Source organism: Helicobacter bizzozeronii, from assembly GCF_900196775.1.
In the GTDB taxonomy this organism is placed as follows: Bacteria; Campylobacterota; Campylobacteria; order Campylobacterales; family Helicobacteraceae; genus Helicobacter; species Helicobacter bizzozeronii.
On the sequence record NZ_FZLB01000056.1, the window covers coordinates 1 to 16,408 of the forward strand.

At 46.1% G+C, this 16,408-nt stretch carries 15 protein-coding genes and 1 pseudogene; 14 read left to right on the forward strand and 2 right to left on the reverse strand.

Translation table 11 applies throughout. From position 1 onward, the window contains the following. Positions 1–350: 350 nt before the first annotated feature. The 8 genes and pseudogenes from C5684_RS06715 to C5684_RS06750 all read left to right on the forward strand — a co-directional run. Positions 351–1,109, forward strand: a pseudogene (locus tag C5684_RS06715) (inorganic phosphate transporter); the annotation flags it as partial. Positions 1,110–1,189: 80 nt separating this feature from the next. Then, positions 1,190–2,491, forward strand: a complete 1,302-nt coding sequence (locus C5684_RS06720) for a hemolysin family protein (protein ID WP_199764512.1) — start codon at positions 1,190–1,192, stop codon at positions 2,489–2,491. Between the two features lie 22 nt (positions 2,492–2,513). Continuing rightward, positions 2,514–4,070 carry a TolC family protein gene (locus tag C5684_RS06725; RefSeq protein ID WP_233708691.1) on the forward strand — a complete coding sequence of 519 codons (1,557 nt, stop codon included), beginning with the start codon at positions 2,514–2,516 and terminating at the stop codon, positions 4,068–4,070. 8 nt (positions 4,071–4,078) lie between these two features. Then, entirely contained in the window at positions 4,079–5,074 is a 996-nt protein-coding gene (locus C5684_RS06730; protein ID WP_013890227.1) for an HlyD family secretion protein, read from the forward strand. Positions 5,075–5,077: 3 nt separating this feature from the next. After that, positions 5,078–6,136 carry an ABC transporter permease gene (locus C5684_RS06735; RefSeq protein ID WP_104639821.1) on the forward strand — a complete coding sequence of 353 codons (1,059 nt, stop codon included), beginning with the start codon at positions 5,078–5,080 and terminating at the stop codon, positions 6,134–6,136. After that, positions 6,130–7,236, forward strand: coding sequence for an ABC transporter permease (locus C5684_RS06740; RefSeq protein WP_104639822.1), 1,107 nt, complete (start codon positions 6,130–6,132; stop codon positions 7,234–7,236). Before C5684_RS06735 ends, C5684_RS06740 begins: the two co-directional genes overlap by 7 nt. 2 nt (positions 7,237–7,238) lie before the next feature. After that, a complete protein-coding gene (locus tag C5684_RS06745; protein ID WP_013890231.1) occupies positions 7,239–7,925 on the forward strand; it encodes an AzlC family ABC transporter permease in 687 nt (228 codons plus the stop codon). 2 nt (positions 7,926–7,927) lie between these two features. After that, positions 7,928–8,269: a branched-chain amino acid transporter permease gene (locus C5684_RS06750; RefSeq protein WP_013890232.1), complete on the forward strand. Its 342-nt coding sequence runs from the start codon at positions 7,928–7,930 to the stop codon at positions 8,267–8,269. Here the strand turns inward: C5684_RS06750 and C5684_RS06755 are convergent. Continuing rightward, positions 8,266–8,910 (reverse strand): outer membrane beta-barrel protein, encoded by a 645-nt coding sequence (locus tag C5684_RS06755; protein WP_233708692.1) that lies wholly within the window; start codon positions 8,908–8,910, stop codon positions 8,266–8,268. The genes C5684_RS06750 and C5684_RS06755 overlap by 4 nt on opposite strands. Before the next feature lie 140 nt (positions 8,911–9,050). On the opposite strand from C5684_RS06755, the gene C5684_RS06760 reads away from it, so the two are divergent. Genes C5684_RS06760 through C5684_RS06780 form a run of 5 tightly spaced genes read left to right on the forward strand, consistent with a single transcriptional unit; the run spans position 9,051 to position 14,152 of the window. Further along, the gene (locus C5684_RS06760) at positions 9,051–10,172 is read left to right on the forward strand and encodes an MlaE family lipid ABC transporter permease subunit (RefSeq protein WP_041602804.1); all 1,122 of its coding nucleotides are present in this window, start codon (positions 9,051–9,053) and stop codon (positions 10,170–10,172) included. Positions 10,173–10,179: 7 nt separating this feature from the next. Beyond that, the gene (locus tag C5684_RS06765) at positions 10,180–10,959 is read left to right on the forward strand and encodes an ABC transporter ATP-binding protein (RefSeq protein ID WP_104639823.1); all 780 of its coding nucleotides are present in this window, start codon (positions 10,180–10,182) and stop codon (positions 10,957–10,959) included. Continuing rightward, positions 10,944–11,819, forward strand: a complete 876-nt coding sequence (locus C5684_RS06770) for an MlaD family protein (RefSeq protein ID WP_104639824.1) — start codon at positions 10,944–10,946, stop codon at positions 11,817–11,819. Before C5684_RS06765 ends, C5684_RS06770 begins: the two co-directional genes overlap by 16 nt. Further along, positions 11,816–12,418 (forward strand): ABC-type transport auxiliary lipoprotein family protein, encoded by a 603-nt coding sequence (locus C5684_RS06775; RefSeq protein WP_104639825.1) that lies wholly within the window; start codon positions 11,816–11,818, stop codon positions 12,416–12,418. The genes C5684_RS06770 and C5684_RS06775 overlap by 4 nt, the downstream gene beginning before the upstream one ends. 15 nt (positions 12,419–12,433) lie before the next feature. Then, the gene (locus C5684_RS06780; RefSeq protein WP_104639826.1) at positions 12,434–14,152 is read left to right on the forward strand and encodes an SEL1-like repeat protein; all 1,719 of its coding nucleotides are present in this window, start codon (positions 12,434–12,436) and stop codon (positions 14,150–14,152) included. On the opposite strand, the gene waaF is transcribed toward C5684_RS06780, so the two are convergent. Continuing rightward, a complete protein-coding gene (waaF, locus tag C5684_RS06785) occupies positions 14,149–15,132 on the reverse strand; it encodes a lipopolysaccharide heptosyltransferase II (protein WP_104639827.1) in 984 nt (327 codons plus the stop codon). The genes C5684_RS06780 and waaF overlap by 4 nt on opposite strands. A gap of 101 nt (positions 15,133–15,233) precedes the next feature. On the opposite strand from waaF, the gene C5684_RS06790 reads away from it, so the two are divergent. Further along, positions 15,234–16,408, forward strand: a 1,175-nt coding sequence (locus tag C5684_RS06790) for a methyl-accepting chemotaxis protein (protein ID WP_104639828.1), incomplete at its 3' end; no start/stop codon positions are given.

Here is a 16,408-nt window from a genome sequence, read left to right on the forward strand (position 1 = left end):
AATGGGTGAATGGGTGAATGTACCATAAAAAAGTAAACAAAATGTCTAAAAAGTAACAATCTACTTGTTAATTAGTATTTCAAAACCTAATAACTGAGAGTTTTTCTTTTTTGTTGCAGCAATAACCCCTAACCATTCAAATGGATAACCAACCGCTTTAAGTGGATCGTTTTTAAGCATTTCTTAGAGAATTTTATATTAAAGTCTCGCCCATATGAAAGCTCCACATGAAATCTAAAACAAGCGGTTCGTTCCAAAAGGCCTTTAAAGAACTCCAAAGAGACAATGTCAAGATCACGCTTGCCATCGTGTTTGTCGTGGTGATTGCGGGTGTGGCACTCTTTTTAGGGAATGTGAGTTTCCATTTGCCCTTATTGGTCTTAGCCACGGTGGTGGGGGGGTATATGGCGATGAATATCGGGGCTAATGATGTGGCTAATGCGGTTGGTCCTTTGGCTGCCATTGTGCAAAGCTTGCGTGAATGGGGTAATCCTATGCCCAGCACCGCTTATGCGCCCTTGTGGATCATGTCTATTGGGGGCTTTGGGATTGCTTTGGGGCTTAGTCTTTATGGTCCCAAGCTGATTAAAACCGTGGGGAGTGAGATCACGGAGTTAGATAAAATGCAAGCCTTTTGTATCGCGATGGCGACCGTGATCACGGTGTTACTGGCTTCAAAACTGGGCTTGCCAGTGAGTTCCACGCATATCACCATTGGGGCGGTCTTTGGGGTGGGGTTTTTGCGGGAGTTCTTGCAAAAACGCCTCTTTGAGATGAAACAAATGATCTTAGATGCCCACTATGGCGAAAATACAGAGGTGATCAAGAATTTTTTAGATCGCTTTGAGAAAGCCAATCCCAAGCAAAAAAAAGAGATGTTAGCTTATTTGAAGACTCTCCAAAAAGAGAACAACACCTTAGAATATGCGGTGGGCTTGAGCAAGAAAGAGCGCAAACGCTTGAAAAAAGCCTATAAAAGCGAATTAGTCAAACGCTCGGTGATCAAAAAGATCATCACTGCTTGGCTAATCACCGTCCCTGTATCGGCTCTTTTGGGTGCGGGGGGGTATTATCTGATCGATGTGTTTAGCCTTGTAGAACGCTTGTAAAGCATGGTTATTGAAAATAGACTATAGTATGCGGATGAAAATTTGAAGGAGAGTGATTGGATTTTTATGAGCCGATTTTAATGTCCGCTCTTGCATTCCTCTTGGTTTTACTCAATGCCTTTTTTGTGCTCTCTGAGTTTGCCATTGTCAAGGTTAGGCGTTCCAAGTTAGAAGAGTTGAGTTTGCAAAACGATCAAAACGCCATTTTAGCCCTTAAGATCAACGCCTCGATCAACACTTATCTAAGCGCCACGCAATTAGGCATCACGCTCGCATCGCTGGGGCTAGGTTGGCTAGGCGAGCCCGCCATTGCGCATTTTATCACGATCTTTTTGCAAAAATGGTTGCACTTGGAGAATATCCAAGCCCTAGCGCATGGCATTAGTGTGGTGATTGCCTTTAGTCTTATCACCTTGTTCCATGTGATTTTGGGCGAGATTGTGCCTAAGTCCATTGCGATTGTGCATGCCGAAAAGGTGGTGCTTTGGGTGGCTAGACCCTTGCATGCCTTTTGGCTGATCTCCTATCCGGTTGTCAATCTTTTTGATTTTTTGGCTAGAATCGTGCTTAAAATCTTTAGAATCGAACTCCAGCATGATGACAGCACGCACTCTGAGGAGGAGTTAAAGATCATTGTGGGGGAAAGTTTAAGGGGGGGGGTGATTGACTATGTGGAAGAGGAAATTATCAAAAATGCGGTGGATTTTTCAGACACAAGCGCTAAAGAGATCATGACACCCAGAAATGACATGGTTTGTTTGGATGTGCGTAATTCCTATGAGGATAATATCCAGATCATTTTGAAAAACTCCTACACCCGCTACCCATGCTGTGAGGGGAGTAAGGACAATATCTTGGGGCTGGTCCATATTAGAGATGTGCTCTCCACCTCTTTATTGGAGAATACCAACCTCTCTAGCACCCAAAACCTAAGAAAAATCCTCAAAGAAATGTTGATTGTGCCTGAGAGCGCATCTATCTCCCAGATTTTGATTAAAATGAATAAACAGCAGATACACACTGCTTTGGTGGTGGATGAATACGGGGGCACTTCGGGTCTATTAACAATTGATGACATCATTGAGGAGATCATGGGCGATCTTTACGATCGGCACGACTTAAAACGCGAGGGGATCAAACAGCTAGATGAAAACACCTTTGAATGCAATGGCATGGTGGATTTGGAGAGTGTGGAGGAGGTTTTGGGAGTCAAATTCGATCAAGATTACGAACAGGTTACCTTAGGGGGGTATGTTTTTAGTCTCTTGGAGCGACTACCCGAAGTAGGCGATGTGGTGGGCGATGCGCACTGCATTTTTGAAGTGCTGGATATGGATAAGGCGCGGATCAAAAAGCTCAAATTGATGAAGAAAGACATTTAGTTGCTGGTTTAAGGAGCGCAAGATGACACAAAATCAAGTGTTGCGGTGGGCGTTGTTGGTGGGGCTTTTAGGGGATGTGGCTTTAGGCGATTCTTTGGATCAACCCACCGATTTTGATACCCTGCAAGCCCTCAAGGCTTCTCCACAGATTTTTTCAACCCATCCCTCACTCATCTCGCTCAAACAAGCATGGGATATGGTGCTCTCCAACTATGAGGGCATTAAAGCCCAAGATTATGCCCAAAAAAAGGCTAAGAAACTCAGCACTGCTGCCAAACTCTCCTTTTTGCCCGAAATTGACTTGAGTGCCTTTTATGTGCATTTGGGTAAGCCCATTGAGCTCCAGCCCTTTAGTGCCAGCAAACGCGCCCAAATCCAAGAGGGCGCAAGAGGTTTGGAAAACTCCTTAAAAGCCCCTCTAGCCCACATGCCCCCCCCTTTAAATGGGTTGGGGAATGTCATAGGCGGGGCGATCGCGCAAGGGACTTCGGGTTTAATGGGGCTTTTAAGCGAGCCTTTTTTGTTTTCTAAACAAAATGTGGTCATGGGGGCTTTAAGCATCATCTATCCGCTTTACATGGGCGGGGCGCGCTTTTATATGAGCAAGTTAGCCTCCCTAGCCCATAAAGATTCGATGGAGGTTTCACGGCTCAAACGGCTTTCCACCTTCCAAGAGTTGGTCAAAATTTATTATGGCTTGGTGCTCAATATTGAGGTGCTAGAGGTGCTCAAAGGGGTAGAGGAGGGGCATTTAAAGCATTATCAAAATGCGCTCAAACGCCAAAAGGCAGGGCAGATCGCACGGGTGGAGGTGCTGAGTGCCTCTGTGGCGTATGAAAAAAGCAAGATTAAAACCATGCAGGCTAGAGACTCCCTAGAAGTTGCCACCCTAGCGTTTAACACCATTTTATCCAGTGCTAACATGCCCGCCTCCAAGCTCCACTTTGCCCCCACAGCCCACCTGCACTTACGCTCCAAAGCCCTACCCAATGTGGATTTTTTTATCCAAGAGACCTTGAGTTCTTATCCAGCGTTAAAAAGTTTAGCCATCAAGCAAAAGAGTGCTAGAGAGATGACAAAATTACAAATCTCTAAGTTTTTGCCCCACTTTAACTTCTTTGGGGCGTATGTGATGAAACAGAATAATTCCCCGCTCACCAATATGGTGCCGGAGTGGTTTGTGGGCGTGGGGGCAAAACTGCCCATTTTGACCCCGGGGGGGCGTGTGATGCACTACCAAGCGGCTAAAATTGATGAGTTGCAAGTGAGCGCGCTACAAAGCCAAGCTAAAAAAGATATGGAGTTATTGGTGCATAAAACTTATTTACAATGCCAAGCCTCTTTGAAGGAATACCAAAGCTTGAACGCTAGTGTGGAGTTAGCTAAAGAAAATCTCAAACTCCAAGAAGAGGCGTTTAACCAAGGCTTGAGCACTAATGCTTCAGTTGTGGATGCACGCAACTCGCTATCTGGAATCTTGGTGGAGCAAAAGACCAGTGCGTTTAAATACATCAGTTCCCTAGTGGATTTGATGGTTTTAAGTGATCGCATCGATTCATTCTATGATTTTGTTTATTAGGAGAGGGCATGCCCAAGACTAAAACTACAAATATTCTGGTGATGATTGTCCTTTTAGCCCTAGTGCTCTTAGGTTGGCTGGGCTATTTGTATTACCAAGCCTACAACCATAAGGCACAACGCCTGCAAGGCTTTATAGAGGCTAGAGAGTATAGCGTGAGCTCCAAATTAGCCGGACGCGTGGAAAATGTGCTGGTTAAAAAGGGGGATATTGTCAAAAAAGGGGCGTTAATGTTTGTGATCAATAGCCCCGAGGCTGAAGCCAAACTTTTACAAGCTAAGTCCAGCCACAAAGCCGCACGGGCACTAAAAGATGAGGTGCTTAAAGGGACTCGTTCCCAAACCATCAAGAGCGCTAAAGATGTTTATCAAGCCGCTAAAGCCCAAAGCGATTTGGCTCAAGAAACTTATAAACGCATCCAAGAACTTTACGATCAGGGCGTGGCGAGCTTACAAAAACGCGATGAAGCTTATGCGGCTTTTCAGAGTGCCACCTTTAACAAAAATGCGGCTTACCAACAATACAAACTTGCCCTAGAGGGGGCTAGCTCAGAGACTAAAATTGCTGCCCAAGCTAAGGAGAGTGCCGCTTTAGGGCAACTTAATGAAGTGCAAGCCTTTTTGCATGATAAAAATGCCTACAGCCCCATAGATGGGGAAGTGAGTAATGTTTTGCTCTATAGCGGGGAGTTAAGCCCTAAGGGCTTCCCGGTGGTCTTGGTAACCGACACCGCGCATGCGTGGCTGAATTTGAGCGTGCCAGAAAAATACTTGCAACAATTTAACGTGGGCTCTAGCTTTAAGGGCTATGTGCCTGCCTTGCAAAAAGAATTGGAATTTAAAGTAACCCATGTCGCTGTGATGGGGGATTTTGCCACATGGAAGAGCACGAGTGCGAGCAAGAGCTATGACATGAAAAGCTTTAGTATTGAGGCGACCCCTTTAAGCCAAATGCAAGATTTGCGGGTGGGTATGAGCGTTTTAGTGAATATCCCTAAGCCTTAAAGCATGCTGGCTAAATTTTTGCATGATAAATTTAGCTTGGGGCTGTGCTTTGTGGCACCCTTAGTGCTTTGGGGGCTCATTGCGGCGATTTTTTATAAAGAAATCCCCACCCGCTTAAATGTGGGGGTGGTGGATTTGGATCATAGCCATATGAGCCAAGAGATCATCAGCGCGCTCAATGCCAGTAGCTACCTCAACCTCAAGCATTTTTATAGCGGTTTGGATCAAGCCAAGCCCTTTTTGGCTAATAAAGAAATTTATGGGGTGGTGGTCCTGCCTAAAAATTTGGAGAGGCAGATCAAGCTAGGGATCAAAACCCCCGTAGCGCTCTATTACAACGCTGAGTTTGTGTTGGTGGGTAAGTCCATTGCTAATGCGCTCTTACAAACCCTCCTCACTTTAGGGATCAAAAACGATGTGGCTAGAAACCTAGCCACGCATAGCGATCTCAATACCGCCAAAGCCCTAGCCTTCCCCTTGCATGTGAATTTGCACCGCCTTTATAACGAGGACAACAACTACGCACAATTTTTATCCAGCGTGATTTTGCCCTGCATGTGGCAAATCATCGTGGCTTTAGGCATGCTTAATTTCTTGTTGCAATGCTCTAGTCTAAGCGACATCTTAGGGGCTTTGGGGCTCAACACCGCCATTTTTAGCTTTTGGGGATTTTTGATGGTGTTTTTCTTAAAACCCTATGATGCGCATTTGGGGGTTTTCCTTTTAGCCATTGTTTTATTAGTGTTGTGTGTCTCTAGCGTGGTAGTTGCCCTGCATGCCCTCCTTAACGACCCACTACGCACTGCCTCCGTGATTGCTGCCTACACCGCCCCCTCTTTAGCCTTTGTGGGGGTAACCTACCCCACGCCCAACATGCCTATATTAGGGGAGTTTTGGGGATCACTCTTACCCATCACCTATTTTATCAAGTCCTTTATCGCTCTGTTGCACTATCAAGAGGGAGTCTCTTTAGCCCTTGCCTCGCTCTCTAAGATGTGGTTTTTCTTGCTCTTCTTGCCCTTAGGCTTGTTAGTCCATGCCTTGAGAGAAAAAAGATGCTAGGGCTTTTTGCAGCCGAGTTTAAAAAAATTTTCACGCATGCGGGCGTGGTGTTTATCATTGTGGTTGGTCCGCTTTTTTATGCCCTGCTCTACCCCCTGCCCTACAAGAGCGACATTGTAACCAAGCAAAAAATCGCGCTTGTGGATGAGGATCAGAGCGCACTTTCTAGGCGGCTTATTGGCATGCTAGAGAGCACGCAAGGCATTAGCATCGCCTACCGCCCTAGTTCCATGCAAGAGGCTAAGGCACTTTTAGAACATGAAAAAGTCTATGGGATTGTGTTGATTCCTAAGTTTTTTGAACGCCAAATTTACACCAGCACGCCCGCACATGTCGAGCTTTATGCCAATGCCAATTACTTTTTAATCTATGCTGCTATTGCTAACGCCACCCTAGATGTGATCAACGCATTAGGCGATCAAATCAAACGCCACAAAGCCCGCTTTGAATCCCAACGCCCCCAAGAACCCCATCTTTTAACCCTGCAATCCATCCCCCTTTACAACCCCTCTTTGGGCTATCTGAACTACGCCCTAGCTAACGCCCTGATTTTCATCTTGCACCAAACCTTATTGATGGGCACGGGCATGCTCACCTGCACGCCCAACACCCGCCTACAAGCCTCCAGCTTTTTAGAGGCTTTGGGGGCAATTTTAGTGCGTTGTCTGTGTTTTATGGGTGTTTATCTCTTTTATATTTTCTTGTATTTTGGGGTGCTCTTCCCCTACTATCATATCCACATCCATGCCAACCCGACCACGCTCCTAGCCTTTGGAGCGGTGTTTTTATTGGCAACGGCAAGCTGTGGGGTGGTGTTAGGCACCTACATTTCAAAGCCCATCCGCATAACCCAAATCCTCTTGCTAGCTTCCTTGCCCATGATCTTTATGATGGGCTTTATTTGGCCCTTTGAGCTCTTGCCTAGTGTTTTGCAGGTGTTCTTGCAAGCCGTGCCTGCCTACCATGCCATCTCAGGAATGGTGATGTTAAACCAGCTAGGGGCTGATCTGAGCGCCACTCTTACCCACCTGAGTGCCCTTGTTGTGATTGCTTTTATCGCCCTGCTTTGGGGGTCTTTTAGATTAACACGGAAGGGTTAGCCATGTTGAAAACACCTTTGATGTTAGCCTTTAAAGAAGCCTTCCCCCACACGATCCCCATTTGTTTGGGTTATTTATTGATGGGCATGGCTTTGGGGATTTTCTTGCAACAAAATGGGTATGGGGTGTTGGCTGCCCTTTGCATGAGCTTGTTTGTCTATGCCGGGGCGGTGCAGTTCATGGTCGTGGCTTTGGTGAGCGTGCATGCCAGTTTGCTGAGTATCTTTTTATTGGTGGCTGTTGTCAATGCGCGCCAAATTTGCTATGCGATTGCGATGATTGAGCCTTTTGCTGGCATGAAAAAACGCCTTTACTACATGGCGCATGCCCTCAGCGATGAAACCTTCATGCTCTTAAATGCCGCCCAGCCCAAACAATCGGTGCGTGAGGATTTCATGCTCGCCATTGCGTTGTTAAACCAAAGTTATTGGGTGTTGGGGACTTTACTGGGTTCTTTGCTAGGGGATAGCTTTAAATTAGATGTGCGGGGGATGTCCTTTGTGATGGTGAGTATTTTTGTGGTGATCTTTATGGAGCAATGGAAAAGCACCAATCGGCATGCACCCGCCTTAATTGGGCTGACCAGCGCGCTGGTGTGTTTTATCATTTTTGGCAAGTCCCACTTTTTATTGCCCACTTTGGCGATCATGGTGGTGATCTTCTTGCTCTTTAAACGCCGTTTGGATTAGAAATGTTGGGTTTGTATATTTTAATGGCTTGGGTGATCACAGCCCTAACCACCTACGCTTTTAAGGTCTTTTCCTTCTTGATCTTCAATGCCAAAAGAAAAGCGCCTAGCTGGGTGCTCTATTTGGGGCGCATGTTTGGCTCAGGAGCGGTGGGCATGTTGATCATTTATGGGATCAAAGATGGGTCTTTTGGCGCACCCCCCTATGGACTCAATGAAATTTTAGCGATTGTGAGTGTGGCAATCGTGCATGGGCTATTGCGTGTTTTTATGATCAGCGTGGCGGTGGGGACAGCCCTTTATATGTTCTTGGTGCAAAGCGCGATTTTAGAAAAACTCTTTTAAAACTTGTAAAGATACATCAAGCTAAACATTAAGGAAGTGGCAAAGCGTTGGGAGTCTTGCGTATTTTTGTCAGCGGGCAAAACCTTAAAGCCAGCCTCAATGCGGTGTTTGGAATAAAGCGTTAAGACCATGCCCCCCTGAATCACCAGCCCAAAATCATAGATGGCTTGTTTGTTGCGGATTTGGAAGTTAGCGCGATCGGCATAGATCACCGCCCCTGCCCCCACCCCGCCATAAAAGCCCAAAAAGTGTTTAAAAGAACGGGTCAAACTAAATTCCATAGGAATCTCAAAACCCGCACTCGCCATGCCAAAAAAGGAAGTTGAGGGGGTGGCTTTAAAGAGCCAATTTGCCTTAGAAGTGGCTAAATCCAAAGCAAAAAAGACGCGAATCCCCACATAGTGTTCAAAGAAAGTCTGCAAGCCCCCCTTCAAACTCAAAATAATGGGGAAACTCTCCAGCTTGGTATTTTTGTAATTTTTTTTGATATTGATCATGCCCAGACCCACACCAAAATACCCGCCGTTTTTTTGTTTGAGGCGGCGGTGTTTATTGACTAGGCGGGTATAACTATCCTCTTCTTTGAGTAAGGTTTCTAAAGATTTGGGTAACTTGGAATTTTTGGCTAGCAAGGGCAACACCAGCAAGCCACACCCAAGAAGCTTTTTTAAAAGACACAAATGCACATAACCCTATGAACTTTAATGTTTGATATTTGTTGTATAATAACATAAAATTGTGGTGGTGTGATGTTGAGTTTTTTGCCTTTGAAAGGGGTTTTTTGGTAAGCAAAAAGCGGTCATTAGATGCCTATGTCCAAGCGGGCACCTTGGTTTTGCAAGGGAATTGGGATTTTAGAGTCCCCTCTAGTGCCCTCTCTCATTTAAAAAGTGTTTTAGAAAATGCCCCCTCAATTCAGGCGATTGACTTTAAGGGAGTGGATAGCGTTGATTTTGTATTTTTGATGTTGCTCTATGATTTGCTCGGGCACAAAAAACCAAAATTCCTCAACGCCAATGCCTACATCGCGCGGGTGCTAGAAGTGGTGGAGAACTGGATTAGAGAAGATCCCAGTATTTTAAAACAAGAACATGCCATGCGCACCTTCAAAAACCCCCTAGAGAAATTGGGGCGGGGCGTGGCTTCCTTTTATGGGACTTTACTCAACACCTTTAATTTTTGTGGCATGGTGGTCTATTATCTGGGGTTGGTTTTGATTCGCCCCAAGACTCTTTGCCTAGCCCCCCTAGCCCACCATATCAATGAGAGCGGGTTTAAGGTTTTGCCTGTAAGCATTTTAACCGTCTTTGTGGTGGGGTTTGCCATCGCCTTGCAAGGGGCGGTGGAGCTGCAGCAAATGGGATTTCCCATGATGAGTATTGAGATGACCGCCAAACTGGCTTTAAGGGAGATGGGTCCCTTTATTTTGGCTTTGGTGGTGGCAGGGCGGAGTGCCTCTAGTTTCACCGCCCAAATTGGGGTGATGAAAATTACCGAAGAGTTGGACGCAATGAAAACCATGGGCTTAAACCCCTTCCAATTCTTGGTTTTGCCCCGTGTGTTGGCGTTGGTGATTGCCATGCCCTTATTGGTCTTTATTGCCGACACCTTTGCGTTGTTGGGGGCGATGCTGGCGATTAAATTCCAATTAAATGTGGGTTTTACGCACTATGTCGCCCGCTTGCATGAAAATGTGGGGATGTCGCATTTTTTTGTGGGCATGGTCAAGGCACCCTTTTGGGGGTTTGCCATCGCTCTAGTGGGGTGTATGCGGGGGTTTGAGGTCAAGGGCGATACCGAGTCTATTGGGCGTTTAACCACCATTAGCGTGGTGAATGCCCTCTTTTGGATCATTTTCTTAGACGCGCTCTTTTCTGTCATCTTTAGCAAACTCAACATCTAGGGAGTCTATGAGCGCACAAAATGCCTTGATTCAAGTAGAGGGAGTCTATAACGCCTATGGGGATCGCCTGATTCACCGCGGGGTGAGCTTTGAGGTGCAAAAAGGGGAGGTGTTGGCAATTTTGGGGGGGAGTGGGAGTGGGAAGAGCACGCTTTTACGCAGTTTGATTTTGCTTAACCGCCCCGTTAAAGGCACGATCAAAGTATTTGGGGAGGATATTTGGAAGCTCAAAGAATCCCAAAGACATAAGATTTTCCAACGAATCGGCGTGCTCTTCCAATTTGGCGCGCTCTATAGCTCACTGACCGTCTTGGAGAATGTGGGAATCATGTTAGAAGAACATGGATTTTATCCGCCTAGAAACATTGTGGAAATCTCTAAAATGTGGCTGGATCGGGTGGGCTTGAGCAAGCAAACTTATGAGCTCTACCCCTATGAACTCAGTGGGGGGATGAAAAAACGCGTGGGGCTGGCGCGCGCGATGGCGACTAACCCCGAGATTTTATTTTTAGATGAGCCCACCAGCGGGCTAGACCCCTACTCGGCTGATAAATTTGATGAATTGATCATCTCGCTCAAAGAATCCCTACACTTAAGCGTGGTGATGATCACCCACGATTTAGATTCGATTAAAAATGCGGTCGATCGTTTTATCATGCTCAAGGATGGTTTGATCGATTTTGATGGCACCTTGCAAGATTTTATCAAGCGTGCCCATGATCGCCCCTTAGAAGAGGGGAACTTATTTAATTCGACAAGAGGAGAGAAATTTTGGAAAGGCATGTGAATTATACCCTCATTGGCGGGCTTTTTCTAGCATGCATGGTGGCGATGGTCTTTTTTATCCTGTGGTTAGGGCATGTCAATATTGAGGATAAAAAATACCTTAACTATGTGGTTTATACCGATAAGGACTTAAATGGCATTGCGGCCAATACGCCCATCAATTACAAGGGGATTCAGATCGGATCGGTGAAAAGCGTGGGGTTTGATAAGGGGCATTTGGGCGTGGTTAAGCTCATCATCCAAATCCAAAGTAAAGTGCCTGTTAAACGGGACTCCTCGCTTAAGGTCGAATCCCAAGGGCTTGTTGGGCTAAAATATTTGAGCTTGATACAAAGTAACTCTAAGGAGTTTTACACTGAAAATGACCATGAACGCATCTTGCACTACGAGCAGAGTTTTTTAGAACAGCTCACCGGCGATGCGGGGCGTATCTCCAATGAAGTGCTTTACATCATTAAGAACATTGATAAGCTCTTAAGCCCCCAAAACATTGAAAATTTAAGCAAAATCATCGCCTCAATCCAAAAAACAACCCAGAATTTAGACAAAACCAAAGATGCCATTGATGTTTTGCTTGCCAAAGCCACGCAGACTTTGGGCAAGGGCGAGGAGCTAGTTACCCATGTGCAGACTTTATCCGATCATGTGCAAACTCTAGCCGATCATGGGAATCGCTTGGTCTTAGACATTGATTCCAAGATTCGCGACAAACAATATGACTTTAAAACCATGCTCACGCCCTTAGTGATGCAGATGCAACTGAGCTTACGCAATATTGATAACTTCGTGCAAAAAGGATCGAGTTTGATTGATAAGTTTGATGCCAACCCCTATAAAACCATCTTTGGGGATCGCAAATGAAACGGGCAATCGCTTATACGGGCTTGGCACTCAGTTTGCATGGGTGCTTGAATCTCAATCTCAAACAAATTTTGCCCAAGATCACCACCTACGATCTCAATGCGGCGCAAGTGGCGCCCCAAAAATGCCCCCAAACCAAGAGCATTAGCCTCGTGGGGATTTTGAGTGCGGATTTACTCAACACTAAAGAGGTCGTGTTTAAGAACGCCCAAGGCGAAATTCACTACGAAAAACACCAACAATTTGTGGATCTCCCTAAAAACATGCTCAAAACCATGGTGATCTTGCAGGCCTTTAAAGAATGTGTCTTTGTGAGTCTCCCCCCCCATAGTGCCCTCCCCCATGCCACGCTCAAGCTCAATATTCTATCCTTTGGGATCTTAGATCAAGGCGATCACCAGCAAGCCGAAATTGTGTTGGGCTATGACATCAGCACGCCGCAAGGCACACAAACCTATTTGATCGCCAAACATGAAAAGGTGAGCCCACAGTCTGCCAAAGGGGAGGGGGAAAAATCAGAAGGCGTGATGCGCGCTCTCCAACATGTGAGCCAACAAGCGATCCAAGAGGTGGTAGCGCAGATCAAGAAAACTTTATAGTCAAATGGAGCAGACATGCCAGATGAGTTAAAATCAAAAGAATTAATCAGCCCCACTGAAGAAGAAGAGATACAGGAGGATTTAGAGGAAGAGTCAGAGACTTTAGGGGATATTGAGCCCGGCTCGGCTAAATACTATCTATTCCTAGCCCACCAAGCCTATAAAAGTAGGGATTATGCAGAAGCCCTTAAAAATTACGAACAAGCCGCTGATTTGGGCAGTTCGCGGGCATTGGTGGGGCTTGGGGTGATGTATGCTAATGGGAGGGGGGTTAGTCAAGATGATGCGCGCGCGCTCAATTACTTCCAACAAGCAGCAAATTTGGGGGATAGTCAAGGGTTTGTCAATTTGGGCGTGATGTATAACTTGGGCAAGGGGATTAAAAAGGACTACCAAAAGGCTTTGGATTTTTTCAAACAGGGGGCGGAATTTAATGATGTCAATGCGATCAATTACATGGCATTGATGTACCGCACGGGCAAGGGCGTGGGGGTGAATTACCAAAAAGCCCTAGAACTTTATGAGCAAGCTGCCAATTTAGGGAGCGTTAGAGCCCTAGTGAGTTTGGGGACCATGCACTATAATGGGCATGGCGTGGCTAAAAATTACCCCCAAGCCATCGAGTATTTCAAAAGAGCCGCTGACATGGGCGATGCACGGGCATATTATAATTTGGCGATCATGTGTGAGGGTGGGGAGGGCATGGATAAGGATACCGAACAATCACGGGAATTTTTTAAAGAATCCGCTAAACTGGGCTTTACAAAGGCGACCTACACCCTAGCTAGCATGTATGAATCCGGGGATGGGGTGGATAAGGACCTGGATAAAGCCATTGAGCTTTACCAAGAGGCGGGGAATATGGGCGATGCCGATGCACTTGCCAGTTTGGCAAACTTATACCGCGTGGGCAAGGGGGTTGAACAGGATAAATACACCGCCATTGCCTACTACAAAGAGGCAGCCGATTTGGGGGATAGCCAAGCCCTAGCCAATTTAAACGCCATGAGCGATCGGGGTGGGAGTCAAAAAGCCCAAGAACTTTATAATTTGGGGGTGGTTTATTCTAGCGATCAAGGGATTGCCAAAGATGAGCAAAAAGCCCTAGAATATTTCACACAAGCAGCCAAACTCGGGCATGCCAAGGCTTATTACAATTTGGGCACAATATATAGTGAGGGTTTGGGCGTGCCCAAAGACCTTGAACAAGCTTTTTCATGTTTTCAAGAAGCCGCCAAGTTGGGCGATGACAAAGCTTATTACAATTTGGGGTTGATGTGCGAATACGCTAGGGGCGTGCCCCAAAACATCCCCCAAGCCTTGTTTTTTTATGAGGAAGCTGCCAAGTTGGAGAACACCAGTGCGTTGCACCATTTGGGCTCTCTTTACCATGTGGGCAAGATTGTCCCCAAAGACATGGAAAAAGCCTTTGCTTACTTTTACAAAGCCGCCCAACTAGGCTCCATTCGGGATTGTTATAATTTGGGGGTGATGTATAGCAAGGGCGATGGGGTGCAAAAGGACATCCAACAGGCTTTGTCTTATTTTGAGAAAGCCGCTGATTTGGGGAGCTCCAATGCGTTGTATAACTTGGGGATCATTTACTATCAGGGCGAGGGGGTGGAAAAGGATTTAGAGAAAGCCATTAGCTATTTCCAGCGTTCCTGCAAATTGGGCAACAAGAAGGCCCAAGAAACCCTAGAAGCACTGAAAAATTTCCATGACATCTCTTAGAGCAACGCATTAGCCATGTTGATCACCTCTTGGGGGGTGATACGCACCATGCAGGCATGGGGCTCAATAGGACCCCCGCTTTTAATCGGGCATGTGCGTTTTTTGCACGGGGAGCAGGGGAGATCTTTAAACAAAGAGCGTGCTTTGGGGTGTTGCCAAGGTTTGCCCACTAGGGGGATGGTGGGTCCAAAAAGAGCGATCAGGGGGGTTTGCAAAGCACTAGCCATGTGCATAGGCCCGCTGTCATTGGCAATGAAGAGGTCTAGCGAGGCGATGGTATCAATCAAGGCGTGCAAGGTGGTTTGCCCGCATAAATTATATAAGTTAGGGTGTGCGCCTAGGGGCTGGATGATCTCTTGGATCAATTCTTGATCGCTGGGCGCGCCCAGAAAATAGATTGCATGCCCTTGTTCTAAAAAATGGCGCGCCACTTGGGTAAAATACGCCGCCTCCCAACGCTTAGAACTCCCAAAAGCCGCCCCCGGACTTAGACCAATGGTCTTGCGGGTGGTTTGCAAATCAAAGGGTTTAGCACTGAGTTTTAGGGGGGGTGCGTCTGGCAGGGGATCAATCAGGGGGGATAACAAATTATAGTAGCTCAATACTTGGTGGGTGTTTTGGAATTGGAGTGCGTGGGTGAGCAAAAAGGAGCGCAGATTTTTAGCATACCCAATTCTAATGGGTGCCCCACTCCAATACAAGAGCAGGGCAGAGTAAAAATTATTGGTCAAGGCAAAGGCAAGATCGCAGGGGGCAAGGCTTTTAGCCAGTTTGTAGGTGGCTAAGAGGCGGTTTTTAGCACTCTTGGTGTGATCGGCAATCAAATGATAACCCCCATCGCGTTCCAATAGGGCGCACACGCTTGCTGGGGCGACTAAAATTAATTGGGCATTAGGGAAATGCGCTTGGAGGGTTTGTAAAAAGGGGGTTGCCATCACGCCATCGCCTAGCCAATTAGGCAGACGCACTAAAATTTTCATCTATAATCTTTCTAGCACAAGGTATTACTAAAAAGCATGCATTAAATAAAGCATGCCCATGTTCTGTTATAATACTAAAAATCCATACAATTAGGCGTTTAATGTTCAAAAGCATCAAGTTCAAGGCAACAATCTATATCGTGGTTGGCTTTTTATTTGTAGTCGGGGTGGTTTATATAACTTTGAGGATCGGGTATGGGCGGTTAGCATCTAGGCAAAGCGTGGAATTGGTCAATGTTTTAAACCAAGCCCTCATCAATGGGGTCAAAGAGGCAGCGCTCACGGGCGATCCAGAGCAACTAAAACGCGCAATCGATGATGGGCGTAATATCCGTGGGGTCAAGGTTACCTTTGTGCCCTCTCAAGAGGTGATCAGCTTATTTGGACTCAATGAGAGCTTTACTAACAATGCCGAGATGCAACAAATTTTCCTACACAAAAAGAGCGATAAAATTGTGCGTTTGGTCCAAGAAGAAAATGATCGCTATGTGTTGTTACGCCAGCCCTTTGTGGCTGAAAAACTCTGTTTGAGTTGCCATGTCAATTCTAAGATGGGCGATATTTTGGCAATTTTGGACCTGCGTTATGATTTAAACCACGCCTATGATCAAATTTTTTTAGACACACTCCGCACACTGGGCTATATTTTGGGCGTGTTTATGGTGATCGGGCTTGTCATGTTTGTGGTGTTTGAAAAGGATTTATTCAGACCGCTGACTCGTTTGCGCCAAATGGCAGGTTCGCTCACCCAAAGCCAAGAGGCGGACTTAACCAAGCGTTTAGAGAGCAAACGATTAGATGAGGTGGGCAGCACCTCGCACTATTTCAATCTTTTTATCCAAAAAATCCAAGATATTTTAAAGAGTGGCAAGAAAATTTTATCCTCCAATATCTCCATCAGCCATGCGATCCAAAATAGCACACAGGCTCTCCAAGCTAACGAAGCCTCTGAGAGCAAAACCATAGAAACCATGCACCACTTGAGCCAAGAGGTGGATCACAACTCTTCAAGTGCCTTAGAACTCCTAGAGAGAGCTACGCATAAAATCCAAGATGCCCATAGCACGATGGAGCAATTTAGCCAGCGTATCACCCAGCATGTCCAAATGTCTTTGAGTTCCTCTAAGAGTCAGGCTGAGATCGCCCATGATTCTAATACACTCATCTCCCATGCCCTCGAGATTAAAAGCGTGCTTTCCATCATTGAGGACATCGCCGAGCAAACCAATTTGTTAGCTTTAAATGCGGCTATTGAGGCTGCTAGGGCGGGCGAGCA